The sequence below is a fragment of the Actinoplanes sp. NPDC048988 genome (assembly GCF_043197815.1).
Lineage (GTDB): Bacteria > Actinomycetota > Actinomycetes > Mycobacteriales > Micromonosporaceae > Actinoplanes.
The window spans coordinates 232,536-257,556 of sequence record NZ_JBICTW010000012.1 but is presented as its reverse complement, the minus strand read 5'-3'; the positions used below and the strand labels follow the sequence as shown (position 1 = coordinate 257,556).

General features: G+C 71.2%; 23 protein-coding genes and 1 pseudogene. 11 read left to right on the top strand and 13 right to left on the bottom strand.

Annotated elements, in window-relative coordinates; translation table 11 throughout:
* Positions 1–22: 22 nt before the first annotated feature.
* Positions 23–472 (bottom strand): hypothetical protein, encoded by a 450-nt coding sequence (locus ACGFJ7_RS31725; RefSeq protein WP_392645405.1) that lies wholly within the window; start codon positions 470–472, stop codon positions 23–25.
* Positions 473–567: 95 nt separating this feature from the next.
* Between ACGFJ7_RS31725 and ACGFJ7_RS31720 the strand changes: the two are divergent.
* Both ACGFJ7_RS31720 and ACGFJ7_RS31715 read left to right on the top strand, forming a co-directional pair.
* Positions 568–942 (top strand): annotated as a pseudogene (locus tag ACGFJ7_RS31720) (NAD-dependent epimerase/dehydratase family protein); the annotation flags it as partial.
* 169 nt (positions 943–1,111) lie between these two features.
* Positions 1,112–1,315 (top strand): hypothetical protein, encoded by a 204-nt coding sequence (locus tag ACGFJ7_RS31715; RefSeq protein WP_360259966.1) that lies wholly within the window; start codon positions 1,112–1,114, stop codon positions 1,313–1,315.
* Here ACGFJ7_RS31715 and ACGFJ7_RS31710 read toward each other — a convergent pair.
* Positions 1,284–1,841: a TetR/AcrR family transcriptional regulator gene (locus ACGFJ7_RS31710; RefSeq protein ID WP_392645403.1), complete on the bottom strand. Its 558-nt coding sequence runs from the start codon at positions 1,839–1,841 to the stop codon at positions 1,284–1,286. The genes ACGFJ7_RS31715 and ACGFJ7_RS31710 overlap by 32 nt on opposite strands.
* Before the next feature lie 93 nt (positions 1,842–1,934).
* Here ACGFJ7_RS31710 and ACGFJ7_RS31705 point away from each other — a divergent pair, with 93 nt between their 5' ends.
* Genes ACGFJ7_RS31705 through ACGFJ7_RS31695 form a run of 3 tightly spaced genes read left to right on the top strand, consistent with a single transcriptional unit; the run spans position 1,935 to position 4,271 of the window.
* The gene (locus ACGFJ7_RS31705; protein ID WP_392645401.1) at positions 1,935–2,795 is read left to right on the top strand and encodes an NmrA family NAD(P)-binding protein; all 861 of its coding nucleotides are present in this window, start codon (positions 1,935–1,937) and stop codon (positions 2,793–2,795) included.
* Complete coding sequence (locus ACGFJ7_RS31700; RefSeq protein WP_392645399.1) at positions 2,792–3,853, top strand: FAD-dependent oxidoreductase; 1,062 nt, start codon at positions 2,792–2,794, stop codon at positions 3,851–3,853. The genes ACGFJ7_RS31705 and ACGFJ7_RS31700 overlap by 4 nt, the downstream gene beginning before the upstream one ends.
* On the top strand, positions 3,846–4,271 hold the full coding sequence (locus tag ACGFJ7_RS31695; RefSeq protein WP_360259958.1) for a PPOX class F420-dependent oxidoreductase: 426 nt from the start codon (positions 3,846–3,848) through the stop codon (positions 4,269–4,271). Before ACGFJ7_RS31700 ends, ACGFJ7_RS31695 begins: the two co-directional genes overlap by 8 nt.
* 45 nt (positions 4,272–4,316) lie before the next feature.
* Here the strand turns inward: ACGFJ7_RS31695 and ACGFJ7_RS31690 are convergent, their stop codons facing one another.
* Complete coding sequence (locus tag ACGFJ7_RS31690; protein ID WP_392645397.1) at positions 4,317–6,119, bottom strand: diguanylate cyclase; 1,803 nt, start codon at positions 6,117–6,119, stop codon at positions 4,317–4,319.
* Positions 6,120–6,282: 163 nt separating this feature from the next.
* Between ACGFJ7_RS31690 and ACGFJ7_RS31685 the strand changes: the two genes are divergently transcribed.
* Both ACGFJ7_RS31685 and ACGFJ7_RS31680 read left to right on the top strand, forming a co-directional pair.
* Positions 6,283–6,567 carry a hypothetical protein gene (locus tag ACGFJ7_RS31685; RefSeq protein ID WP_392645395.1) on the top strand — a complete coding sequence of 95 codons (285 nt, stop codon included), beginning with the start codon at positions 6,283–6,285 and terminating at the stop codon, positions 6,565–6,567.
* Entirely contained in the window at positions 6,564–7,700 is a 1,137-nt protein-coding gene (locus tag ACGFJ7_RS31680) for a hypothetical protein (protein WP_392645393.1), read from the top strand. Before ACGFJ7_RS31685 ends, ACGFJ7_RS31680 begins: the two co-directional genes overlap by 4 nt.
* A 10-nt stretch (positions 7,701–7,710) precedes the next feature.
* Here the strand turns inward: ACGFJ7_RS31680 and ACGFJ7_RS31675 are convergent, their stop codons facing one another.
* A complete protein-coding gene (locus ACGFJ7_RS31675) occupies positions 7,711–8,898 on the bottom strand; it encodes a GAF domain-containing protein (protein ID WP_392645391.1) in 1,188 nt (395 codons plus the stop codon).
* A gap of 177 nt (positions 8,899–9,075) precedes the next feature.
* Between ACGFJ7_RS31675 and ACGFJ7_RS31670 the strand changes: the two genes are divergently transcribed.
* Entirely contained in the window at positions 9,076–10,851 is a 1,776-nt protein-coding gene (locus ACGFJ7_RS31670; protein WP_392645389.1) for an NAD(P)-binding domain-containing protein, read from the top strand.
* Here the strand turns inward: ACGFJ7_RS31670 and ACGFJ7_RS31665 are convergent.
* Complete coding sequence (locus ACGFJ7_RS31665; protein WP_360259945.1) at positions 10,834–11,520, bottom strand: alpha/beta hydrolase; 687 nt, start codon at positions 11,518–11,520, stop codon at positions 10,834–10,836. The genes ACGFJ7_RS31670 and ACGFJ7_RS31665 overlap by 18 nt on opposite strands.
* 109 nt (positions 11,521–11,629) lie before the next feature.
* On the opposite strand from ACGFJ7_RS31665, the gene ACGFJ7_RS31660 reads away from it, so the two are divergent.
* Positions 11,630–12,484, top strand: a complete 855-nt coding sequence (locus ACGFJ7_RS31660; RefSeq protein ID WP_392645387.1) for a substrate-binding domain-containing protein — start codon at positions 11,630–11,632, stop codon at positions 12,482–12,484.
* Here ACGFJ7_RS31660 and araA read toward each other — a convergent pair.
* The 7 genes from araA to ACGFJ7_RS31625 form a co-directional block, all read right to left on the bottom strand.
* On the bottom strand, positions 12,432–13,913 hold the full coding sequence (araA, locus tag ACGFJ7_RS31655) for an L-arabinose isomerase (protein ID WP_360259941.1): 1,482 nt from the start codon (positions 13,911–13,913) through the stop codon (positions 12,432–12,434). The genes ACGFJ7_RS31660 and araA overlap by 53 nt on opposite strands.
* Positions 13,910–14,584, bottom strand: coding sequence for an L-ribulose-5-phosphate 4-epimerase (locus tag ACGFJ7_RS31650; protein WP_360259939.1), 675 nt, complete (start codon positions 14,582–14,584; stop codon positions 13,910–13,912). The genes araA and ACGFJ7_RS31650 overlap by 4 nt, the downstream gene beginning before the upstream one ends.
* Positions 14,581–16,227: a ribulokinase gene (gene araB / locus ACGFJ7_RS31645; RefSeq protein WP_392645385.1), complete on the bottom strand. Its 1,647-nt coding sequence runs from the start codon at positions 16,225–16,227 to the stop codon at positions 14,581–14,583. The genes ACGFJ7_RS31650 and araB overlap by 4 nt, the downstream gene beginning before the upstream one ends.
* A complete protein-coding gene (gene yjfF, locus ACGFJ7_RS31640) occupies positions 16,227–17,240 on the bottom strand; it encodes a galactofuranose ABC transporter, permease protein YjfF (RefSeq protein WP_360259935.1) in 1,014 nt (337 codons plus the stop codon). Before yjfF ends, araB begins: the two co-directional genes overlap by 1 nt.
* The gene (locus ACGFJ7_RS31635) at positions 17,237–18,265 is read right to left on the bottom strand and encodes an ABC transporter permease (protein ID WP_360259933.1); all 1,029 of its coding nucleotides are present in this window, start codon (positions 18,263–18,265) and stop codon (positions 17,237–17,239) included. Before ACGFJ7_RS31635 ends, yjfF begins: the two co-directional genes overlap by 4 nt.
* On the bottom strand, positions 18,262–19,788 hold the full coding sequence (locus ACGFJ7_RS31630) for a sugar ABC transporter ATP-binding protein (protein ID WP_392645382.1): 1,527 nt from the start codon (positions 19,786–19,788) through the stop codon (positions 18,262–18,264). Before ACGFJ7_RS31630 ends, ACGFJ7_RS31635 begins: the two co-directional genes overlap by 4 nt.
* Before the next feature lie 68 nt (positions 19,789–19,856).
* Positions 19,857–20,819, bottom strand: coding sequence for an ABC transporter substrate-binding protein (locus ACGFJ7_RS31625; RefSeq protein WP_360260065.1), 963 nt, complete (start codon positions 20,817–20,819; stop codon positions 19,857–19,859).
* Positions 20,820–21,167: 348 nt separating this feature from the next.
* On the opposite strand from ACGFJ7_RS31625, the gene ACGFJ7_RS31620 reads away from it, so the two are divergent.
* A complete protein-coding gene (locus ACGFJ7_RS31620) occupies positions 21,168–22,157 on the top strand; it encodes a LacI family DNA-binding transcriptional regulator (RefSeq protein ID WP_360260062.1) in 990 nt (329 codons plus the stop codon).
* A gap of 433 nt (positions 22,158–22,590) precedes the next feature.
* On the opposite strand, the gene ACGFJ7_RS31615 is transcribed toward ACGFJ7_RS31620, so the two are convergent.
* Positions 22,591–23,130 carry a GNAT family N-acetyltransferase gene (locus tag ACGFJ7_RS31615; protein WP_392645464.1) on the bottom strand — a complete coding sequence of 180 codons (540 nt, stop codon included), beginning with the start codon at positions 23,128–23,130 and terminating at the stop codon, positions 22,591–22,593.
* Between the two features lie 705 nt (positions 23,131–23,835).
* On the opposite strand from ACGFJ7_RS31615, the gene ACGFJ7_RS31610 reads away from it, so the two are divergent.
* Complete coding sequence (locus tag ACGFJ7_RS31610) at positions 23,836–24,825, top strand: LacI family DNA-binding transcriptional regulator (protein ID WP_360260057.1); 990 nt, start codon at positions 23,836–23,838, stop codon at positions 24,823–24,825.
* Positions 24,826–25,021: the final 196 nt, after the last annotated feature.

The following is a 25,021-nucleotide window of genomic DNA, read 5'->3' as shown; positions in this document are numbered from 1 at the left end:
CCGCGTAAACGGTTTCAGCGCGTCAGCGTTCCGCGGCGCCCAGGCGGGCCAGCGCGGCCACCCCGAGCAGCGTGCCGAAGCACAGGAAGGCCGCGACTTCGGCCTTCAGGTCGGCGCGGTACTCGCTCTCGCTGATCGGGACGAGCGCCCCGTGCACGTTGAGGAAGTAGCCACCGTCCACGACGGTCGGCTGCCCCGCCGGCCAGGGGTGCGGTCCGGTGGCCGTGACCACGATGGCCAGGGCGATCAGGGCCACCGCCAGCACGCCCGCGACGACCAGCAGCGGCCTGCGCCCGCCGGCTTTCCGCCGCCGGGTCAGATCACTCGCGATCAGCAGACCGATGCCGGCGAAGACGCCCAGGAACGCGACCCCGGCCGGAAGCGGCGGCAGACCCGGAACTGCGAGCCAGCCCACGGCCAGCAGGGACAGGCACGGTATGACCGTCGCCGCGACCGGCAGCAGCTCCCCCATGACGAACGCTCCCTTCCCTAAAGTTCTTATCCTCGGCTGACAGGCTGCACGTCGCCTCACCCACGCTGACCCACGTCCCGCGCGACGACGGCGAGATGGTCCGCCCGGCCGTCGACGGCACCTTGCGCGTGCTTCGCGCTTCCCACCGGGCCGGGGTACGGCGGGTGGTGCTGACCTCGGCGATCGGCGCCATCGCCTACGGGCACCCGCCGCGCGACACCCCGTTCACCGAACGGGACTGGACGAACCTCGACGCCGACCTCGCCCTGTGCCAAAGGTCGAGGACCCTGGCCGAACGCGCGGCCTGGGATTTCGTGGCCGGCGAGGGCCGCGGCCTCGAACTGGCCACGGTCAACCCGGCCGCCGTACTCGGCCCGGTCCTCGGCCCTGACCACTCCCCCTCGCTCGACGCCATCGCGAGCATGCTCGACGGCTCGGCCCCGGCCCTGCTGAAGTTCGCCACCGGCTATGTCGACGTCCGCGACGTCGCCGCCCTGCACCTGCTGGCCATGACCGCCCCGGCCGCCGCCGGGCGAGAGCTTCATCGCCACCGCCGTTCCCAGCCTGTGGCAGCGCGACATCGCCGCCATTCTGCGCGGCCGCCTCGGCGACCGCGCGGCCAAGGTACCCACCCGCGAGATGCCCCTGACGGTGGCCCGCGGCCTGGCCAAGGCCGACCCCCGGATGCGGGCCCTGCGCCTGATTCTGGGCCGCGACCTGGCCGCCACCTCGGCCAAGGCCGAACGCCTCCTCGGCTGGAAGCCCCGCCCCATCGAGGACACCGTCGTCGAGACCGCCGAAAGCCTGCTCGTCACTCGGCGGGAGCGGGGCTCACGCCGGTGACGGTCAGGTGCAGCAGGCGGGTGGCCTCGGCGGCCGGGTCGGGGTGGTGTTCGGTGGCCAGGGCTATCCCGGTGACCAGGTTGAGCAGGTCGGTGATGGTGACGCCGGGGGTCAGGGCGGACGCCGCGCGTGACACCAGCGGGGCGCCGGCCTCGGTCAGGCGGGCGGTGGCGCAATGGTCGTGGGGCTCGGACGGATCGGCGGTGTGGTCGCGGTTCAGGGCCTCGGCCAGGCCGCGGACGGTGGAGGCGAACGACGTGACGGCGGCCAGCCATTCCAGGAGGGCGGCGCGGGGGTCGGGATGGGCGGCGAGGCCGGCCGCCCGAGTGGCCAGGGTGTCGACCTGGCCGCGGAAGACGGCCTCCAGCAACGCGTGCCGGGTGGGGAAATGGCGGCGGACGGTGCCGGAGCCGACCCCGGCGGTACGGGCGATCTGCTCCAGGGAAGCGTCGGCGCCCTCGGTGGCGATCGCCTCGGTGGCGACGGCCAGCAGCAGCGCGTAGTTGCGGCGGGCGTCGGCGCGCATCGCGTCATCTCCAGGTTGATAAGTGGCGGACCCCGCCGTATGTTACTCCAGACGAAACGGCGAGCCCCGCCGTTTCGATGACGAGGAGTGCACATGTCTGTCCTGGTGGTGGGCGCCAACGGGCAGCAGGGAGGCGCGGTCACTCGCGCTCTGCTGGCAGCCGGCGTCGCCGTGCGAGGTCTGGTCCGCGATCCGGCCAAGGGCGTGCCCGGCACCGAGGTCGCCGTCGGTGATCTCGAGGACCGCGACTCGCTGGCCGAGGCGGTCCGTGGTGCCAGCGCCGTCTTCTCCATGCAGATGCCGCCGCTGAAGGACGGGACGTTCGACTTCGACGGCGAGCTGCGGCAGGCCGTCAACCTGATCGAGGCCGCACGGGCGGCCGGCGTGCGGCACTTCGTGCACTCGTCCGTGTCCGGCTCGCGGCGGCTGCCCGCGGAGGAGCGCTGGGCGCCGATGCGGCCGTACTACGCGGCCAAGGCCGGCGTCGAGGACCGGGTGAAGGAGGCCGGCTTCGAGTTCTGGACGCTGATCCGGCCCGGCTTCTTCATGGAGAACTTCCTGCCGTCGGCGGCCTACCTGCTGCCGCGCGGCCTCGAGGGCGGGATCGTCACGACCCTGAAGCCGGGCACGTGGCTCTCGCTCGTCGCGGTGGACGACATCGGCGCGGCCGTGGCGGCCGCCGTCACCGACCCGTACACCTGGAACGCCGTGGAATTGGAACTGGCCGGCGACCATCTCCCGCTCACCGCGATCGCCTGGGTGATGGGGATGACGGCACCCGACATGAGTGAGCAGGAGGCGCTGGCCGCGGGGATGCCGGCCTACGCCGTCCTGTCGAACCGGCTCATGAACGAGGTGCCGCAGCCCGCCCGCCCCGAGTTCGCGCGGGCGCTCGGCGTACCCCTCACGCCTTTCGCGCGATGGGCGTCAGAAAAGGGGGGAATACGCGGGTGATCTCGCGGGTTGGGGCGGTCGTGCGCCAAGTGACGGTGATGGTCATCGGTGGTGGTCAGGCCGGGCTGTCGGCCGCCTACCACCTGAAGCGGCGGGGCGTGGACTTCGTGGTCCTGGACGCGGCGCCGGCGCCCGGCGGGGCGTGGCTGAACCGGTGGGAGTCGCTGCGGATCGCGACCGTCAACGGCATCTTCGACCTTCCCGGGTTCCCCAAGCCACCGCTCGACCCCGCCGAGCCGAGCCGGGTGGCCGTGCCCCGGTACTTCGCCGCCTTCGAGAAGGCCGGCGATCTGCCGATTCTGCGGCCGGTGCGCGTGACCGCCGTACGGCCCGGGCCCGAAGAGACTTTGATCGTCGAATCGGATCACGGGCGGTGGAGCGCGCGGGCGATCATCAACGCGACCGGCACGTGGACCAATCCGGTGCGGCCGCACTATCCGGGGCAGGAGACCTTCGCCGGGATCCAACTGCATTCCCAGGAGTACGTCTCGGCCGACGCGTTCGCCGGTCTGCGGGTGGCCGTGGTCGGCGGTGGGATCTCGGCCGTACAGCAACTCGAAGAGATCTCCCGCGTCGCCACGACGTTCTGGTACACGCGCCGGGAACCGGTGTTCAAGAGTGTCGGCGAGTTCGACGGCAGCGGCATCATCGCCAAGGTGGTCGCGGACGTCGAAGCGGGCAACCCCACCGGGAGCGTCGTCTCCTACACGGATCTGGCCTGGACCCCGTACGCCCTGGCAGCCAAGGAACGCGGCGCGCTGGAACGCCGCCCGATGTTCACCGCGATCGAACCGCACGGCGTCCGCGACGCCGACGGCTCCTTCACCGAGGTCGGCGCGATCCTGTGGGCGACCGGCTTCAAGGCCGACCTCAGGCACCTCGAACCGCTGCACCTGCGCAACGAGCGCGGCGGCATCCAGCTGATCGGCACCCAGGTCGCGGCGGATCCGCGGATCCACCTGATCGGGTTCGGCCCCTCCCAGTCCACTGTCGGCGCCAACCGCGCCGGCCGCGAAGCGGTGAACACCCTTCTCCGAAAGGTGCTGGCCCATGTCTGACTTCGACCCTCGTACGCTCCTCGAAGAGAGCCGCCTCGGCGTGCTGGCCACGATCAAGGCGAACGGCCTGCCGCAGCTCTCCCCCGTCACCCCGTACTACGACCGCGACGCCGAGCGGATCTACGTGTCGATCACCGACAGCCGGGCCAAGACGGCCAACCTGCGCCGGGACCCGCGGGCGGCGCTGGAGGTCACCCGGGGCGACGGCCGGGCCTGGGCGACCGCCGAGGGCCCGGTGGAGCTGATCGGGCCGGGCGACGACCCGGACGGGCCGGAGGTGGAGGCGCTGGTGGACTACTACCGCAAGGCCGCGGGCGAGCACCCGGACTGGGCGGAGTACCGATCGGTGATGGTGTCCGACCGCCGCGTGCTGATGGTCCTCAAGGTCGCCCACGTCTACGGCCAGCAGCTGGGCTGACGCCTTCTCAGGGTCGCTCACGGCCGGCGGCTGGGCTGACGCTTCTCAGGGTCGCTCACGCCTGCGGCCGGCGGCTGGGCTGAGCGCTTTCGCGCGGTACATCGCGGCGTCGGCCTCGCGCAGCAGGCGGCCGCCCTCGCTGGGCGAGCCGGTGGCGAGGCCGACGCTGGCGCCGACCGTGACCTGCTGGGTAGCGGTGATCCAGATCGGCTCGGCAACGGCGTCCGCCACCCTTCCCTCGTCCGAAATATCGCCATGAACGAGAAGCGCGAACTCGTCGCCGCCGAGCCGGACCGCCAGCCCCTGCTCAGCGATCACGCTCAGCCGGTCAGCGACGGCGACAAGCACCTGATCGCCGGCGTGATGCCCGTACTCATCGTTGATCGGCTTGAACCCGTCCAGGTCGACCAGCAGCACGGTCACCGTCTCGTCCGCGGGGATCTCGTCGAGGCGCTGCTCCAGCAGGCTCCGGTTGGCCAGCCCGGTCAGCGCGTCGTGCGTGGCCCGGTGCCGCAGCTCGTCGTGCAGCCGCCGCGCCTCGGTGACGTCGCGGGCGTTGAAGACGATCGCCGCCACACTGGGATTGGGGGTCAGGTCGACCCCGACGACCTGGAGCCAGCGGTACGACCCGTCCGTGTGCCGCAGGCGCAACTCGGCGTCCGCGTCGGCACCGCGTTCGGCCGCGAGCCGGGCCACCAGCTCGGCCAGCCGGGGCCGGTCCTCCGGCAGCACCCGGTCGGCCAGCAGCGTACCGACCAGCTCGCCCGGGCCGGTACCGAGGATCTTCCGGGCGGCCGGGGTCGCGAAGCGGACCTGCCCGTCGGCACCCACCACCAGCGTGAGGTCCGACGAATGCTGCACGACCGACTGGAACCACTCGCGCATCCGCTCGTTGTCGGTGAACGCCGCCATCTGCCGGCTCAGCACCAGCACCGTGATCAGGACCGCCCCGACCGACACGCCCCACACCTGCGGATCGGCGCTCCGCGTGGTCAGCGCCGCCACCAGCAGCAGCTGAACCGCGACCACGGCCAGGTAGGGCAGCCGGCTGCCGTGCCGCGGTCCCACCGGTCCGGTCTCGGTGCGGCGCCGGTTCCGCAGCTCCTGCCAGCGCAGCGCCACCGGCATCAGCAGGCACGGCAACAGCTGCGACACGTAGATCACGCTCGGGTCGTCGGTCCCGGTCAGCAGGGTCACCGTGGACGCGGCGATCGCCGTGCCGGCCACACCGGCGGCGGCCAGCAGCCCGGGACCCTTGGCGAACGGCGCGGTCCCACTGAGCAGCAGCTTGAGCAGCCCGACACTGAGCAACAGCATGATCGCCGAAGCGACCGCCGCGCCCGCCACCTCGGCCCGGTTGCCCTCGGCGACCACGTCGGCGAGAACGAAATACCAGACGAAAACCGCGACAGCGGCCAGTACGGTCCCCGCGTCGAGCCACAACCGCAGACGTTGCCGCCCCGCCCCACCGAGCGGATGGCAGACCATGGCCACCATCGCGATCAGCATCCCGACCACGACGAACCCGGTCTGCACCGGACTCGGCCGATGCCCGGACAGGTGCATGACCGCCAACCCGGTCTGATACCCGTCCCCCACCGCACAGGCCACCCCGGTGGCGGTCACCGCCCGCCAGAACCGCCGCGCATGCCGCCGCCCGGCCGACGCCCGCGCCAGCCGCCACGCGGACACCGCGATCGCCACATCGAGCCCGCTCTGCACGGCCCACGAGACGGTGGCCCCACCGGGCCCGGCCAAAAACCACAGGACGACGACCACCCCGGCCACCGCCAGCCCGAGCAGCCCCGGATCCACCCGGAACCGCCGAGCCGTACCAGTGACGTCCATGGCCGTACCCATCGGCCAACCAAGCCGCAACGTAAGTGAAACCCAGCCCCGCCTCACGTCGCGAACGCGTCAGTCCGCTTCCGGGACTTCCCTTGACTTGCCGCTGGGTCGAGCGCCTTCTGGGAAGAAGACACGGTCCGCGCGGTGATGCGAGGTGAGCCCCGTGAGCACCAGTACCAAGGCCATCTTCTCGGCGGTCACGAGCGGACTGATCGCCTTCCTGTCGGCCCTGCTGACCGCCCTTCAGGGCGAGAACACCGGATTCGACACGGTGACGGCCGGCCAATGGGTCACCGCGACTCTGGCCTTCTTCGTCGGCACGGCGGGCACCGGAGCCGTGACCTATCAGGTGCGCAACCGGACGGCTCGGGGAGCCGTGGTGGCCGGCGAGGAGTCCGGGCCCGATCGATCCGGTCCCCCGGGAACGGAATTCCCGACCGAACCATGAGCGACATCCTCAAGGGCGTCCTCGGCGGCGGATGGGCTCTGCTGGTCGGCTGGATCATGCCGTCGGCAGTCACCGTCGTCGCGTTCCGTTTTCTGGTCGCCCCCTCCGTTCCGGCGGGCTGGCTCACTCAGGCCCTCCGGCTCGACGTGGAACGGCAAGGCCTGGCGCTGCTGGGCGCGGCGATCCTGCTGGGGCTGCTCCTGGCCGCCGTGCAGGTCCCGCTGTACCGGCTCGCCGAGGGATATGTCGGCTGGCACCCCCGGCCAGCATGGTCGCGCCGGGAGATGATCCGCCATCCGGTCTCCGCTCTGCTGGACCATTCGCACCGGCGGCAGCTCGACCGGAAGCACCTGCTCGTGGGCCGGCGGGACTTCGTCGAGCTCTCGCAGCTGGCCGAGAAACGAACGCTCCGCCCGGAACTCATGAAAAGGCTCGCGCAGGTCCGGGCCGACCCGCGCCTCAAGCCCTACGTCGAAGCGGGCTGGGAAGCGAATCTCGCGCATCTCGGCCTGCTGAAGGAGCGGGCGCGGCGATATCCGGTCGACGACGGGCAGGTGCTGCCGACGCGGCTCGGCAACGCCATCCGGCGGCTCGAGGAATACGGCTACGACCGCTACCGGCTCGACTCGCAATTACTGTGGTACGAACTGAACTCCTCGGCCCCCGCGGAGGCACGGAAGTTCGCCGACCAGGCGCGCACCACCCTCGACTTCCTGATCTGCCTGCTCTACGGCAACCTGATGGTGGCCGCCGCGGCGATCGCCGCGCTGGGCTGGGCCGGCCGCGAGAGGATCACGCTGGGCGTGGCGGCGGTCATCCTGATCGCGGCCGCCGCGCTCTGGTACCGGGTGGCCGTCGTCGTGACTGACGACTGGGCCGCTTCGGTACGAGCCCTGGTCAACCTGGGCCGCAAGCCGCTCGCCTCGTCGATGGGGCTGGACCTGCCCTCGAGCCTCGCCGACGAGCGCGACATGTGGGCCGCCGTGTCGCGGGTCGCGGCGCGCCCGTACGACGACCTCAGCGCCCAGCTCGACCCCTTCCGGGCCCCACCCGCCGACACGTCGCTCCACGTCGACTGGCGCCGCGACACCCCGTCGGCGACGGACGGCGACGGCCGGCTGACGCCCGGCTGACGCCCGGCACTCACTCGTGATGCTGACGGCGGAGCTCGAGGGTCACACCCGCGGCCAGGCGGTACGGGTTGGTCGCGACGAGGGCGCCGACCGCGCGGCGGAGGCGGCTGATCTCGGCGCGGACGGTGACCACGTGGGCGGTGTCGCCGTACAGCAAATGGCTCATCCTGCCCGCGGTCAGGCCGGCCGGGCCGCCGTCGTGCAGCAGGGCCAGGATGTCGGCGTGGCGGCGCGTCAGTGGTGTGCGCCAGGGTTCGGTCTCACCGCGTACCTCAAGAAGCGGTGGCGAACCGGTCAGGTCGAGCGTCGCGGTGATCGCGGCCCGCGGGCCGGCGGGCCGGACCAGCCAGCCTTCGGGCAGGCGTTCGGCCAGGCAGAGGCCCATTCCCGGTACGGCGACGGGTGCGCCCGCCGACGGAGCGCCGATCCGGTCCCGCGCGGACACCCCACTGGCGTGGGCCACCCAGCCGTGATCGTCGACGATGAGCAGGGGGCCGCGGGCGGTGCCGGTCACGTGCGCGGCCGAGCGCCGCAGCCGTTCGAGCCGGTCGGCGTGATGCCGCCACAGCCGCGCCTCGGCCAGCCGCACCCCGGTCTCGACGAGCACCCGGATCGCCGGGTGCAGGGTGAGGGCGGGCCCGCTGACGTCGACGATCCCGAGCAGCTCTCCGGTTCGCGGATCGTGCACGGGATGGGCCGAGCAGTACCAGGCATGCTGGGCCTGCTCGAAATGCTCGGCCGAGAACAGCTGAACCGGCGCCGCCTCGACAAGCGCGGTCCCGATGGCGTTGGTGCCGACGGCGGCCTCGGTCCAGAGCGCCCCTTCCCCGAACCCGAGCCGATCGGCCCGCCGGCGCAGCGGGGCGGGCCCGGCCCGCCACAGAATGGTGCCGTCGGCCCCGGTGACGACGAGCAGAAAAGCGGCGTCCCCGGCCATCCGCAGCAGATCACCGGCGACGGGCGCCAGCCCCGATCCGCGGCGCCGCCGCTCAACCTCCCCGGCCGGCACCGGATCGCGGGCGTTGGCCCGGCTGGGGTCGAGCCCGAACCCGAGCACACGCGACCAGGACCGCTCGACAAGCGCCCGCGGTCGATGCGGCGGCCGTCCCCCGGCCAGCACCGCGTCATGCACCCGCACCAGCTCACGGGCGTACCGCGACAGATCGGTGCCCGGCCGCACAGCGCTGTAGTCGCCCACGCCGCCTCCTCGCCGGTAGGCCCCTTTCGAGGCTCCCACGCCTGCCCGGACGAGGTCCAGATCAGCCAGGTTGTCGATGGTCCGGGCTGAACAACGAAGGGAATGGCCGGCTGGGGCGAGTGATGCAATGTGTTGCAACTCTGTTGCGCGGGGTGAGCGTGGCGGTTTCGTGTCCGTATGACGCAGACCCTCGGTATCTCGGCCAAGCAGCGCGTTGACGACTGGCTGGAGGCGTTCGAAAGGGCGCTTCGGGAACGCGATGTGCGAGGCGCGGCGGATCTCTTCGCCCCGGAGAGCTTTTGGCGTGACCTGGTGGCCTTCACCTGGAACATCACCACCGTCGAGGGGCGGGACGGGGTGGCCGACATGCTCGGCGAGACGCTGGCGGGGGCTGATCCGCGTGGGTTCGCGCTGACCGAGGAACCCACCGAGGCCGACGGCGTGATCGAGGCCTGGATCCGGTTCGAGACCGCCACCGGGCGCGGCACCGGTCATCTGCGGCTCAAGCCCGAGGGCGCCTGGACTCTGCTGACCACGCTGCGGGAGCTCAAGGGCTTCGAGGAACGTCAGGGTGAGCGGCGGCCCCTGGGCGCCGTGCACACGCTGCGCAAAGGGCGTGAGTACGGGACAGAGGCGGCGGAGCAGGACCCGTACGTCGTGGTGATCGGTGGTGGGCAGGGTGGGATCGCTCTCGGGGCGCGCCTGAAGCAGCTCGGCGTCCCGGCCGTGGTCGTCGACAAGCACGCGCGGCCCGGTGATCAGTGGCGTGGGCGGTACAAGAGCCTCTGTCTGCACGATCCCGTCTGGTACGACCATCTGCCGTATCTGCCGTTTCCGCCGAACTGGCCGGTCTTCTCGCCCAAGGACAAGATCGGCGACTGGCTGGAGATGTACACGCGGGTGATGGAGGTGCCGTACTGGTCGTCCTCCGCGGTCCGCTCGGCGAAGTACGACGCCGGCACCGGCCGGTGGAGCGTGATCGTGGACCGGGAGGGCGGAACGACGGAGCTCACGCCGGCCCACGTCGTCTTCGCCACCGGCATGTCCGGCAAGCCCAACCGGCCCGTCATTCCCGGGCAGGACGTCTTCCGCGGGGAGCAGCAGCACTCGAGCGAGCATCCGGGGCCGGAGGCCTACCGGGGCAAACGGGTCGTCGTGATCGGGTCGAACAATTCGGCGTTCGACATCTGCGGGGCGCTCTGGGAGCACGACGCCGACGTGACCATGGTGCAGCGGTCGTCGACGCACATCGTGAAGTCGGCCTCGCTCATGGACATCGGGCTCGGTGACCTCTATTCGGAGCGGGCCCTCGCGGCCGGGGTCACCACCGACAAGGCTGACATGATCTTCGCGTCGATTCCGTACCGGATCATGCATGAGTTTCAGATTCCGCTGTACGAGCGGATGGCCGAGCGGGACGCCGACTTCTACGCGCGGCTGGAGAAGGCGGGCTTCCGGCACGACTGGGGCGCGGACGGTTCCGGCCTGTTCATGAAGTACCTGCGACGGGGTTCCGGCTACTACATCGACGTGGGCGCGGCCGATCTGGTGGCCGACGGGCAGGTCAAGCTGGCGCGGGGGCAGGCCGTCCGGCTCACCGAGGACGCGGTGGTGCTGGACGACGGCACGGAACTGCCGGCGGATCTGGTCGTCTACGCCACCGGCTACGGGTCGATGAACGGCTGGGTGGCCGACCTCGTCGACGCCGAGACCGCCGACCGGGTCGGCAAGGTGTGGGGGCTGGGCTCGGACACCCCGAAGGACCCCGGACCGTGGGAGGGCGAGCAACGGAACATGTGGAAGCCCACCCGGCAGGAGAACCTGTGGTTCCACGGGGGCAACCTGCACCAGTCGCGGCACTACTCGCTCTATCTGGCGTTGCAGCTCAAGGCCCGTTACGAGGGCCTGCCGACGCCCGTGTACCGCCTCGCCGAGTCACACCACCGGAGCTGACGCGGGCAGGAAGCCGGCCACCGCGGCGAAGAAGGCGTCGGGGGCCAGGCTGTGGACGCGGTGGCCGACCGGGATCGTCGCCAGCCGGGCGTTCGGCAGGGCGGCGGTCACGGCGGCCAGCCGGCGCGGGGGGATGCAGCTGGTGGGCCCGCCCGAGACGACCAGGGCCGGCTGGGTCACGAGGGCGAGGCGGCTCCACCACCGCGGGTCGGCGCGGGCCACCTGCAGCAGGATCGCCGGCACGGGGCGGCCGGCCAGGAAGCGGCCCATCGGCGGCAGGCCGCCCCGGCGGGGCGGGGCCGCGAGGTCTTCGAGGACCAGGCGGGAGACGCGGTCCGGCGAGTGCTGGGCCAGGGCCAGGCAGGCGTACGCCCCCACGGAGTGCCCGACCGCGAGCGCGCCGGTCAGCGACAGCGCCCGCATGACGCCCAGCAGATCGTCGCGGAGAGCACCGAGCTCATAGGACCGGGTGCGGTCGCTCGTCGCGTGCCCGCGCAGGTCGACCGCCACGACCCGGTAGCCGAGCGGCACCAGCCGGGCCGTGAAGCGGTCCCAGGTGCTCGCGCTGCTGCCGGTGCCGTGGACCAGCAGCGCCGGCACGCCGGACGGGTCGCCCGCCGAGCGGTAGCCGAGCCGGACGCCGTTGATCTGGAGGGTGCCGAACGTCATCACACTGTTTACCAGAAATCCACCACGTAACAAGCACGTAACAAGAGATTGACTCGCCGCCGCGGGGCAGACATGTTGGCGTTAACAGGCCCGTGGCGAAGGAGTCCGGATGACGGTCATCGGCGTGGTCGCGCAGAACTCCATGTTGTACGGGCCGGCCAGCATGGTGCAGGCGATCGGCGACGCCGCCTTCGACGCCCGCTTGGCCGTATCGGTCGGTCACGTCGCCGACTACGGCGCCGAGGCGCGCGAGGTCGTGCGGCGCCTGGTCGACCAGGAGGTGGCCGGGCTGATCGTCGTCGCTCCGGTGGCCGCGGCGGCCCAGCTGCTGGCGGCCGTGCCGAGCGGCCTGCCGGTGGTGACGGTGGACGGCCTGCCCCAGTGGCGCACGGCGAACGTCGCCGTCGATCAGTACGCGGGCGGGCTGCTGGCCACCCGGCATCTGCTGGCGCACGGGCACCGTACGGTCTGGCACGTGGCCGGGCCCGAGCAGTGGCACGGCAGCCGGGCCCGGGAGGCGGGCTGGCGGGCCGCGCTGGCCGCCGCCGGTGTCGAGGCGCCGCCGGTCGTGCGGGCCGCGTGGACGGCCGAGTCGGGCTACCGGTGCGGGCGGGCGCTGGCCACCGACCCGCGGGTCACCGCGGTCTTCGCGGCCAGCGACGACATCGCCATCGGGCTGATCCGGGCCTTGGCCGAGCACGGCCGGTCCGTGCCGGACGACGTCAGCGTGGTCGGGTTCGACGACGTGCCCGAGGCCGGGTACACCCATCCGGGGCTGACCACCGTGCGGCAGGAGTTCGCCGAGGTCGGCCGGGAAAGCGTGCGCCTGTTGCTGGGCGCACGCCGTCCCGAGTCCGTACAGCTGCGGCCGACCCTGGTGCCGCGGGGCACCGTGCGGCACCGGGTCGAGGTCAGAAGCCGCGGGCGAGCCGGTAGTACGCCTGGTTCCAGCGGACCTCTTTGACGAACTCCCGGATCGTCGTGTCCGAGTCGATCACCAGCAGCTCGCAGGAGAGCATCTCGGCCAGGTCGCTCAGCTCCTCCACGCCGACGGCCGAGGTGAGCACCGTGTGGTGCGGTCCGCCCGCGGTCAGCCAGGCCTCGGCCGACGTGGACAGGTCGGGGGCCGGCTTCCACACCGCGCGGGCCACCGGCAGCTTCGGCAGGGCCTCGGTCGGCGGCACCACCTCGATGACGTTCGAGGTCAGCCGGAACCGCTCCCCCATGTCGGACATGCCGACGACCACGGCCGGGCCGGGGGCGGCGTCGAACACCATGCGCACGGGGTCCTCGCGGCCGCCGATGCCGAGCGGGTGGATCTCGAGGCGGGGCCGGGCGGCCGCGATCGACGGGCACACCTCGAGCATGTGGGCGCCGAGGATGCGCTCCTGGCCGGGCGTCAGGTCGTACGTGTAATCCTCCATGAAGGACGTGCCGCCCGGCGCCATCGCCTTGATCGTGTGCAGCAGCACCGAGGTCTTCCAGTCGCCCTCGCCGCCGAAGCCGTAACCGTCGGCCATCAGCCGCTGCACCGCGAGGCCGGGCAGCTGGCGCAGGCCGCCGAGGTCCTCGAAGTTGGTGGTGAACGCGCCGAAGCCGCCGGCGTCGAGGAACTGCCGCAGGCCGAGCTCGATCCGGGCCGCGTACCGCAGCGACTCGTGCCGTTCGCCGCCGTCGCGCAGCTCGGGCGCCACCTCGTACAACTCGTCGTACTCGCCGACCAGCTTGTCGACCTCGGTGTCCAGGGCGTCGTCGACGACCTTGACCAGATCATTGACGCCGTACGTGTTGACCGACACCCCGAAGCGCAACTGCGCCTCGACCTTGTCGCCCTCGGTGACCGCGACGTCCCGCATGTTGTCGCCGAAGCGGGCCAGCTTGAGCGACCGGATGGCCGCGTGCCCGCGGGCGGCCCGCACCCAGGCCGCGATGCGGTCGACGACGCGCGGGTTGCTGACGTGCCCGGCCACCGTCTTGCGGGCCACGCCGAGGCGGGCCTCGATGTAGCCGAACTCGCGGTCGCCGTGCGCGGCCTGGTTGAGGTTCATGAAGTCCATGTCGATCTCGGACCAGGGCAGCGCCACGTTCGCCTGGGTGTGCAGATGCAGCAGCGGGGTGCGCAGCGCGTCCAGCCCGGCGATCCACATCTTGGCCGGCGAGAACGTGTGCATCCAGGCGATCACGCCGATCACCCGCGGCGCGGCGTTGGCCTCCCGGATGACCGTGAGGATGTCCTCGGCGCTGGTGAGCACCGGCTTCCAGACCAGGCGGACGTCGAGGGAGGAGCCGAGCGTGCCGGCGATCTCCCGCGACTGCGAGGCAACCTGGTCGAGCGTTTCGGGACCGTAGAGCCCCTGGCTGCCGGTCAGGAACCAGATTTCTTGGTCACTCATGAGCGTCCTTCCGAAGAGCGCTGGCCGTAGACGTTCTGGTAGCGGTCGTACAGGCTGTCCACGGCGTCGCCGGGCAGTCGATCGATCGCTCCGAGCTGCCGGGCCAGAAGCATGGTGCGGGCGACGTCCTCGCACATGACGGCGGCCTTGACCGCCGCCTGGGCGCTGGCGCCGACGGTGAACGGGCCGTGCTGGCGCATCAGCACGGCCGGCGAGCGGCTGCCGCGCAGCGTCTCGACGATGCCGCGGCCGATGTCGTCGCTGCCGATCAGCGCAAACGGCCCGATCGGGATGTCGCCGCCGAACTCGTCGGCCATGGCGGTCAGCGAGCACGGGATCGGCTCGCCGCGAGCGGCCCACGCGGTGGCGTACGGGCTGTGGGTGTGCACGACGCCGTTGACCTCGGGCATGTGCCGGTAGACGTAGGCGTGCGACTCGGTGTCGCTGGACGGGCTGTGCTCGCCCTCGACCAGCTTGCCGTCGAGGTCGCAGACGACCATGGCGGCCGGGGTCAGATCGTCGTACGAGACCCCTGAAGGTTTGATGACCAGCAGGTCCTCCCCCGGCACCCGGGCCGAGACGTTGCCGGCGGTCCAGGTGACGAGGCCCCAGCGGGTGAGGTGCGCGTGCAGGTCACAGACTTCGGTCCGTACGGCGTCGAGGACGCTCATCCGAGCGCCTCGTTCCGCAGATCGCGCAGCCGGTGCAGCACCTTGTTCTCCCCACGGCCGAAGTAGTCGTGGAGAACCGAGTATTCGGCGAACAGCCGGTCGTACACGTCGGCGGCCGCCGGGTCGGGCTCGAAGACCGCCTTCTCGACGCGGCCCATCGTCGCCGCCGCGGTCGCCACGTCCGGGTATGCCCCGGCCGCCACCGCCGCGTGGATGGCCGAGCCGAGCGCGGGCGCCTGGTCGGAGGTGGCCACGCTGATCGGCCGGCGCAGCACGTCGGCGTAGATCTGCATGACCAGGGTGTTGCGCTTGAGCCCGCCCGCGGCCACGAACTCGGTGACCGGCACGCCGGCCTTCTCGAACGACTCGATGATCGTGCGGGTGCCGAAGGCGGTGGCCTCGATCAGCGCCTTGTAGATCTCGAACGGCCGGGTGGCCAGGGTCTGCCCCACGATCACCCCGGACAGGTGGTGGTCGACCAGCACCGAGCGGTTGCCGTTGTGCCAGTCGAGCGCGATCAGCCCGTGCCCGCCGGCCGGCTGCCCGGCCGCCTGCCGCGACAGGAAGTCGTGCACGCTCAGGCCGGCCGCGCGGGCCTGCTCGTGCACCTCGGGCGGCACGCCGTGCTCGACGAACCAGCCGAAGATGTCGCCGACGCCGCTCTGCCCGGCCTCGTAGCCGTAGAGGCCGGCCAGGATGCCGCCGTCGACCACGCCGCAGATGCCGGGCACCGGCGCGATCGTCTCGCCGTTCATGATGTGGCAGGTGGAGGTGCCCATCACGGCCAGCATCTGCCCGGGCGTGATGGCCTGGGCGGCGGGCGAGGTGACGTGCGCGTCCACGTTGCCCACGGCGACCGCGATGCCGGCCGGCAGCCCGGTCCAGGCCGCGGCTCGCTCGGTCAGGCCGCCGGCGCGCTCGCCCAGCGCGGACAGCGGATGGGCGAGCCGGGTCTCGGCGAAGTCGGCGAAGGCCGGGTTCAGGGCTTCCAGGTACGCCTTGTCGGGGTACTGGCCGCCCTGGAAGATCCCCTTGTAGCCGGCCGTGCAGGCGTTGCGGGTCTCGCGGCCGCACAGCTGCCAGATGATCCAGTCGGCCGCCTCGATCCAGCGCTCGGTCCGCGCGTAGACCTCCGGATCCTCCTCGAGGACCTGCAGGGCCTTGGCGAACTGCCACTCCGAGGAGATCCGGCCCCCGTAGCGCGCGATCCAGGGCTCACCCCGCTCGTGGGCCAGGTCGGTGATCCGGTCGGCCTGCGGCTGCGCCGCATGATGCTTCCAGAGCTTGGGGTACGCGTGTGGGCGTTCGGGGAGGACGTCGCGCAGCGGCGTCCCGTCGGCCAGCGTGGGCAGCACCGTGCAGGCGGTGAAGTCGGTCGCGATGCCGACGACGTCGGCCGGGTCGATGCCCGCGGCCTCCAGGGCCTCGGGCACGGCCGTACGCAGAACGTCGAGGTAGTCGTTGGGGTCTTGAAGCGCCCAGTCCGGGCGCAGCTGCTGCCCCGTGGCCGGCAGCGTGCGCTCGATGACGCCGTGCGTGTACTCGTGGACGGCCGCGCCGACCTCGGCCCCGTCGGAGACCCGCACCACCACGGCACGGCCGGACAGCGTCCCGAAGTCGACCCCGATGGTGTAGCTGGACATCACTTCGCCTTTCTGGTGACGAGGCGCTGCAGAACGATGAAGGCGAACAGCAGCACACCGATCGCCATCCGGGCCCACCAGGAGTTGAGGCTCGCGAAGTTCACGATCGTGTTGATCAGGCCGAGGACCAGGACGCCCAGGACCGTGCCGAGCACATAGCCGGAACCGCCGGTGAGCAGCACGCCGCCGATGACCACGGCCGCGATCGCGTCGAGCTCGGTGCCGGTGCCGTGTCCCGCGTACCCGGAAGTGGTCGTGATGCTGTAGATCAGGCCGCCGAGGGCGGCGCAGAACCCGCTGAGGGTGTAGACGCCGATCCGCGTACGGCCGACCGGAAGGCCCATCAGCAGCGCCGAGTCGGCGTTGCCGCCGATCGCGTAGACGTTGCGGCCGAACTTCGTCCAGGCCAGCACGACCGCCGCCACGGCCACGACGGCCAGCGCCACCAGGGCCATGCCGGAGATGTAGACGCCGGGCTCGAAGACGATGCGCGTCTCGGCGATGCTGGTCCAGAACTCGTTGGTGATCGGGATCGAGTTCTGGTTGATCAGCAGGGCGATGCCGCGGGCCAGGAACATGCCGGCCAGCGTGGCGATGAACGGCTCCACCTTGAAGAAGTGGATGACCGCGCCCATGCCGAGGCCGAGCACGCCGCCGATCAGCAGCACGACCGGGATCACGACGCCGGCCGGCCAGCCCGCCTGCAGCAGCGTGGCGGCCACGGTCGAGGTCATGGCGATCACCGCGCCCACCGACAGGTCGATGCCGCCGGTCAGGATCACGAAGGTCATGCCGACCGCGACGACCAGCAGGAAGGCGTTGTTGGTGAACAGGTTGAGGATCACCGAGGGGTGGGTGAAGTTCTCGTAGCTCACCGCGCCGAAGGTGTACATGACGATCAGCAGCGACAGGGTCGCCAGGACCGGGATGTACTGGGCGTTCGGCCGGTACGTCCGGCGCCGGCTGGCCGGGCCGCTCTTGTTGGTGGCCGGGGTGGTGCTGACGTCGATCATGCCGGGACCTCCGCCCGTGCGGCCGGCCTGGGAGTGGACCGGCGGAACAACATGGCCCGGAAGGTCGCCGACTGGGCGAGGCAGAGCACCACGACCACGACGGCCTTGAAGACCAGGGTCGCCTCGGGCGGGATGCCCACGGACTGGGCGGTCGTGTCGAGCGTGGCGATCAGCAGCGCGCCCAGCGTGGTGCCGGCCAGCGAGAACCGGCCGCCGGTCAGCGCGGTGCCGCCGATGACCACGGCCAGGATGGCGTCGAGCTCGATCAGGTTGCCGGCGTTGTTGCCGTCGGCGCTGGACACGTTCGAGCTGTAGATCAGCCCGGCGATGCCGGCGCAGGCGGCCGAGACGACGTACACCATCACGGTGAACCGGCGGGCCTGGATGCCCGCGAGCCGGCTGGCCACCGGGCTGCCGCCGACGGATTCCAGGAGCAGTCCCAGGGCCGTACGCCGGGTGAGCAGCACCGTGATCGCGAGGACCACCGCCGCGATCAGCACCGACACCGGCAGGCCGAGCACGTAGCCGGCGCCGATCACCTTGTACGGGCTCGACTGCACGTTGATGATCTGCCCCGACGTGATCAGCTGGGCCAGGCCGCGGCCGGCCACCATCAGGATCAGCGTCGCGATGATCGGCTGGATACCCAGCACCGCCACCAGGAAGCCGTTCCAGAGGCCGAGCACCAGCGACAACGCGATGGCCGCGAGCACCGCGATCGCCACCCCGCCGACGCTGTTCTGGTTGCTCAGGTCGCCGATGATCAGGCAGGCCATGGCGCCGGAGACGGCCATCACCGACCCGACCGACAGGTCGATGCCGCCGGTCGAGATGACCAGCGTCATGCCGATCGCGACCAGGACCAGGGGCGCGCTGGCCCGCAGGATGTTGACCGGCGTCCCGAACAGGTGCCCGTCCTGGATCCGGATGTCGAAGAAACCGTCGGAGAAGATGAGCGCGCAGAGCAGCAGCACCACGAGCATGGCGACCGGCCACATGAGCCGGCTCTTCATCGCTTTTTTCATGAGGTAGCTCCGCTGGCGATGGTCCGCATGATGCGGTCGGCGTCGACGTCGCCGGTGTTGTCGAGCTCCTCGACCAGGCGCCGGTCCCGCAGCACCTCGATCTTGTGGCTGAGACGGAGCACTTCCTCGAGCTCGGCGCTGACGAACAGCACGGCCATGCCGCCGCTGGACAGCTCGGCGACCAGGCGCTGGATCTCGGCCTTGGCGCCGACGTCGATGCCGCGGGTCGGCTCGTCGATGATCAGAAGCTTGGGCTCGGTGATCAGCCAGCGGGCCAGGAGCACCTTCTGCTGGTTGCCGCCGCTCAGATTCCGTACCGGAATCTCGGGGTTGTCGGGTCTGATCTGCAGGGCCTTGATGTATTTGCCGACCAGTTCGTCCTGGCGGCGCTTGGCGATGGGCCGGGTCCAGCCCCGCGCGGCCTGCAGGGCCAGGATGATGTTCTCGCGGACGGTGAGCTCGCCGATCACGCCCTCGGTGCGGCGGTTCTCCGACGAGAAGGCGATGCCGTGCGCCATCGCGTTGCGCGGCGACCGCATCGACACCGGTTTGCCGTCGAGCTCAAGCTTGCCGCTGTCGGCCTTGTCGGCGCCGAAGAGGAGCCGGGCCAATTCGGTACGGCCGGAGCCCAGCAACCCGGCCAGCCCGACCACCTCGCCGGCGTGGATGGTGAGGTCGAACGGCGCGATGGCGCCCTCCCGGCCGAGGTTCTCGGCCCGCAGGACGGGCTCGCCGCGCTCGATCTGCTCGGCCGACTCGCGCGGGCGGCTCTCCAGCTGCTCGAGCGTGGCCAGTTCCTTGCCGATCATCTTGCGGACCAGCTCGACCTGGGGCAGCTCGGCCGTGCGGTACTCGCCGATCAGGGCGCCGTTGCGCAGCACCGTGATCCGGTCGGCCACCTCGTAGATCTGGTCGAGGAAGTGGGAGACGAACAGGATGGCCACCCCGGAGTCGCGCAGCCGCCGCATGATCGCGAAGAGCTGGGCCACCTCGGAGGCGTCCAGGCTGGAGGTCGGCTCGTCGAGGATGAGTACCTTGGCGTCGATGTCGACGGCGCGGGCGATCGCCACCATCTGCTGCACGGCCAGGGAGTACGTGTTCAGCGGGGCCGACACGTCGAGGTCGAGGTCCAGGCGCTTGAGCAGGCCGGCCGAGCGCTTGCGCATCTCGGACCACTGGATGCGGCCGAAGCGGCGCGGCTGGCGGCCGATGAAGATGTTCTCGGCGACCGAGAGGTTGGCGCAGAGGTTGACCTCTTGATAGACGGTGCTGATGCCGGCTTCCTGCGCCTGCAGCGGGCCGGTGAACAGCACGTCCCGGCCGCTGAGCTTGATGTCGCCGCCGTCGATCCCGTACACGCCGGTGAGCACCTTGATCAGGGTCGACTTGCCGGCGCCGTTCTCGCCCATGAGGGCGTGGATCTCGCCGGGCAACAGCCGGAAATCGACGCCGTCGAGCGCGACGACGCCGGGGAAGATCTTCTGGATTCCGGTCATCTCGAGGACCGCGGGTGGCTCACCCATTCATCCACTCCGTTCACGGGCTGCGGGTCACCCCGGTGGCGGCCGGGGTGACCCTGATCAGCGGTCCTTTAGTACTTGCGGTCCGGCAGGGCGGCCTTCGCCTGCTCGGGGGTGAAGGTCGTCTCCTTGGTGAGGATCCGGGTGGGGACCTCCTCCTTGTTCTTGACCTTCTTGACCAGCTCCATCAGTTGTGGGCCGAGCAGCGGGCTGCACTCCACGATGAAGTTGATCTTGTTCTCGGAGAGGGCCGTCATGCCGTCCTTGACCGCGTCGACGGTGATGATCTTGATGTCCTGACCGGGCTTCTTGCCGGCCGCCTCGATCGCCTCGATGGCGCCCAGGCCCATGTCGTCGTTGTGCGCGTAGAGCACGTCGATGTCCTTGACGGACTGCAGGAACGTCTCCATCGTCTGCTTGCCGCTGGTGCGCTCGAACTTGCCGGTCTGCGAGGCGACGATCTTGAACTTCGGGTCGGCCTTGATGACGTCCTCGAAGCCGGTCTTGCGGTCGATCGCGGGCGCCGCGCCCGGCGTACCCTGCAGCTCGACGATGTTGACCGGGTCCGTCTTGCCGTCGTACTCCTTGGTCAGCCACTCGCCGGCCTTCTTGCCCTCCTCGACGAAGTCGGAGCCGAGGAAGGTCTTGTACAGCGACGTGTCCTTGGAGTCGACCGCGCGGTCGGTCAGGATCACCGGGATGCCGGCGTCCTTGGCCTCCTTGAGCACCGGGTCCCAGCCCGACTCGACGACGGGCGAGAAGGCGATGACGTCGACCCGCTGGGTGATGAAGGAGCGGATCGCCTCGATCTGCTTCTCCTGCTTGCCCTGGGCGTCGGAGAACTTCAGGTCGATGCCCTCGGCGGCGGCCGCCTCCTGGATGGACTTGGTGTTGGCCGTACGCCAGCCGCTCTCCGCGCCGACCTGCGAGAAGCCGAGCGTGATCTTGTCATCGCCGCCGCCGCCCGAGCCGGAGCCACCGTCGTCGCCGCCACAACCGGCCAGGGTCGAGGCGAGCAGGAGCCCACCGACCATCGCCACGGAAATTTTCTTGAGCACAGGGCCCTCCAAATTGTTAACGTTCACGCATTCAGAGATGGTCGTCAGCGCGACCGTGAGACACCGAGCGGAGCATCGAGAGGAGAGTCGCGGCCCATCCGGGCACCGCGTTTCAGCAGTGTTACCGTTCTCAAACGCTCCGTCAAGGTTTCGCCATCGGTTTGTTACCGGGCGATTGCCTTGGGTGCTGAACGCGCGGTCGCCTATGGACAGCCGGGCAGAGCTTGTGCGATGTTCACGCTCACAAACCTGCCGCTCCTTGCCTTCGGAGGTTCGTTCTTGCCATCGTCCGACGGCGATCGGTCCCGGCCCCGGCTCACGGTCATGCGCGACGTCGCCAAACTGGCCGGCGTCTCGCACCAGACCGTGTCGCGGGTCCTGAACAACCACCCCAACGTGCGGCAGGAGACCCGGCTGCGCGTGCTCGAAGCCATGCAGTCGCTGAACTACCGCCGCAACCTAGCCGCCCGCACACTGGTCACCCGCCAGTCCGACACCCTCGGCATCATCGGCTTCGAGACCACCCTGTTCGGGCCGGCGTCGATGCTGTACGCCATCGAGAGCGCCGCCCGCGACGCCGGCTACCTGGTCAGCATCGCCTCGGTCCGCGACCTGGAACGCCGCCACGTGGTCGAGGCGGTCGACCGCCTCACCCAGCACGCCGTCGACGGCGTCATCGCCATCGCCCCGAAACTGACCGTCACCAGCGCCCTGGCCCAGGCCCCACCGTCGCTGCGCTGCGTGGCGGTCGGCACCGCCGGCCAGTCGGACGCGGCCCCCACGGTCGGCATCGACAACGCGGCCGGCGCCTGCCTGGCCACCCAGCACCTGCTGGACCTGGGCCACCGCACGGTCCACCACGTGGCCGGCCCCGCCGACTGGCCCGAGGCGCAGGAACGGGTGGAGGGCTGGCGAGGCACCCTGTACGCGGCCGGCGCGGTGGTCCCACCCGCCGCCCCCGGCTGGTGGGACGCCGAGTCGGGCTACGCCCGGGGCCGCACCCTGGCCGCCGACCCGACGGTGACGGCCATCTTCTGCGCCAACGACCGGATAGCCCTGGGCGTCCTGCGCGCCCTGCACGAGGCGGGCCGCCGAGTCCCCGAGGACGTGAGCATCGTCGGCTTCGACGACATGCCGGACGCGGGCTACTTCCTGCCCCCACTGACCACGGTGCGCCAGGACTTCCGCGAACTGGGCCGCCGAGCCCTGACCCTCCTCCTGGAACACATGTCCGGCGACTCCACCACCGACCGCGTGCTCGTGGCCCCCCACCTCGTGCCGCGGGCGAGCACCGGCCCTCCCCCGTCCCGCTAGCCTCGCCCGGCCAGGCGCCCCAGCTCGGCCGCTCGCCCGGCTCGGCCGCTCAACCGCTCGCCCCGCTTGCCCGGCTCGACCGCTTGCCCGGCCCGACCGCTCGCCCGGCCCGACCGCTCGCCCAGCCCGACCGCTCGCCCAGCCCGACCGCTCGCCCAGCCCGACTGCTCGCTCAACTCGACCACTTGTCTAGCTCGCCCATAACGGCCGCTCGCCCAGGCCGACCACTTGCCTAGCGTCGCCCAACACGGCCGCTCTCCCTGATCGGCCGCCAGCCCGGACCAGAAAATCGGCCAGCTCAGCCGTTTCTCAGACTGGCCGCGACCCGAAGCGGCCACCGCCTGGAGCGGCCACCGCCCGGGGCGGCCACCACCCGGGGCGGCCACCACCCGGGGCGGCCATCACCCGGGGCGGCCACCACCCGGGGCGGCTGCTAGCTGAGGTCGGCGGGGATGAGCGAGTAGATCGCCAGATCGACCCGGCCGGCGGGGACGATGCCGGCGTTGCGGGCGAGACCCTCGTACGTGAAACCGGCCTTTTCGGCGACCCGGATCGACGCCTCGTTGCCGGGCGCGATGCGCAGGACCACCCGCTCGAAGGCCGCCTCGGTCAGCACCCAGCGGGACAGCGCGGCGGTCGCCTCGGTCATCACCCCCCGCCCGCGGGCCGCGGGCGCCGCCCAGTAGCCGACCTCGGCCGTCCGATGCCGCCAGTCGGTCTTCTTCAGGTCGATCATTCCGGCCAGAACGCTGTCGCACTCGATCGCGCGGATCAGGCCACGCCCACTCGCCCGCACCTCGGGCGCCTTCTCGACCACGAAGGCCACCGCCTGCTCCCGCCCGTACGGTTGCGGAAGCGGCAGCCACCGCCGCGTACCCGAATCCGCCACAGCGGCCACGATCGCATCCACGTCACCCTCGCCCGGCGCCCGCAGAGTCAGCCGCGCCGTCCGCAGAACCACATCGGGAAACATCTCTTCCACCACCCGACGATCTTCACCCCTCGACCCCACGCCGTCATCCCGGCGCCCTGACCTCCGCGCCCCTGGCGGCTCGAACACTCGCTCGACGGTTACCACGGCCGCCTCGCCGCCCCTCCGTTCGACAAGGCGGGCGGTCCCGCACGCCCTCGACTGGGCCTGGCGCCTGCGGACCGGGCGCGGCGCCCTCGACTGGGCCTGGCGCCCGCGAACCGGGCGCGGCGCCCTCGGACCCGGCGCGGCGCCACGCACCAAGTGCGGCGCTGCAAACCAAACGCGACAATCCGGACCGGCCGCGAAAATGCGGACCGGCCGGTGGTCCAGGCCGGGCGCGGCGCTGCCAACCAAACGCGACAATCTGAACCGGACGCGACACTGCGAACCCGCCGGTGGTCCAGGCCGGGCGCGGAACCTCAGGATGCGGCGACGCTCGGCCGACGGGTCGGAGCACGGTGCTCGGGCAGCGTGAGCGGGGGCCACGTTTCCTCGGCGCGCCTTATCCCGGTGCGCGGGCATCCGCACGACATGCGGCGTTCTGCGCCTCGCCGCCGTCGCGTGCCGCGTTTTCGTGATGGGGGCTCGTCTTGACGGTGTGTGCTGCGTTTCGTTGACGGGTTCGGGCTGCGCGGCGCGACTATTCTTCCGGCAAGGACAAGATGTGGGGTGCGGGTGAGGGTGAAGCGCGGGCGGCCGCCGGGGATGATGGATGTCGCCCGGCTGGCGGGGGTGTCGCATCAGACCGTGTCGCGGGTGCTGAACGAGCATCCGAACGTCAGTGAGCCGACACGTCTCAAGGTGCGCGCCGCTATCGCTGAGCTCGGGTACCGGCCCGACCGTACGGCCCGGGCTCTGGTCACCGGCACGTCGGCGGTGATCGGGGTGGTCGCGCCGAACACGGCGCTGTTCGGGCCCGCGTCGATGTTGAACGCGTTCGAGCAGGCGGCGCAGGACAGCGGGTTCGCCGTGAACGTGGGCAACGTGCGTACTCTCGATGAACGCTCCATCGCCCGCGCCGTCGAGCGCCACATGGACCAGCGCGTGGCCGGACTGGTGGTGATCGCCCCGGTGACCAGCGCCGAGTCGGCGCTGGCGGCCCTGCCCGCGGACATTCCGCTGGTCACCATCGACGGCGATCCGAGCCGGGAGAGCACGCGGGTGACTGTCGACCAGGTGGCCGGCGGGCGCGCCGCCACGGAACACCTGCTGGCCGCGGGCCATTCGACCGTCTGGCACGTCTCCGGACCGCAGGACTGGTTCGACGCCAACGGCCGCGTCCGCGGCTGGGAGGAAGCACTGCGCGCGGCCGGCGTGGAACCGCCGCCGTTGCTGATCGGGGACTGGAGCGCCGAGTCCGGTTACCGCAACGGCAAGCTCCTGGCCCGTCTGCCCGAGGTGACCGCCGTCTTCACCGGCAACGACCACATGGCGCTCGGCCTGCTCCGCGCCCTCAACGAGCAGGGCCGCCGCGTTCCCGCCGAGATCAGCATCGTGGGCTTCGACGACGTACCGCAGGCCGCGTACTACACGCCCCCGCTGACCACGATCCGCCCCGACTTCGACGCCGTGGCCCGCGCCGGCATCGACATGCTCCTGGCCCAGATCGAGTCCGGCGCCCCACCGACGACGGCCCGCCGCGTCATAGCGCCCACCCTCGTCTCCCGCGCCAGCGTGGCCGAGCCGCCCTCCTGAGAACGGCATTCCCTTGCTGCCGTGCAGGCTGGTATCGATCACTGTGGTGTGTTAGCGTTCACACGTCTCGACGTGAATTCGGCGCCGTGGACATCGAGTGAGAGTAAGGCCTAGCGGAGCCGTCAAGGGGAGTACGGCTTCGCTAGGTCTGTCTCGGTCTATAGAGAACGTTCACTTTCGGTCGGGTGGGGCCTAG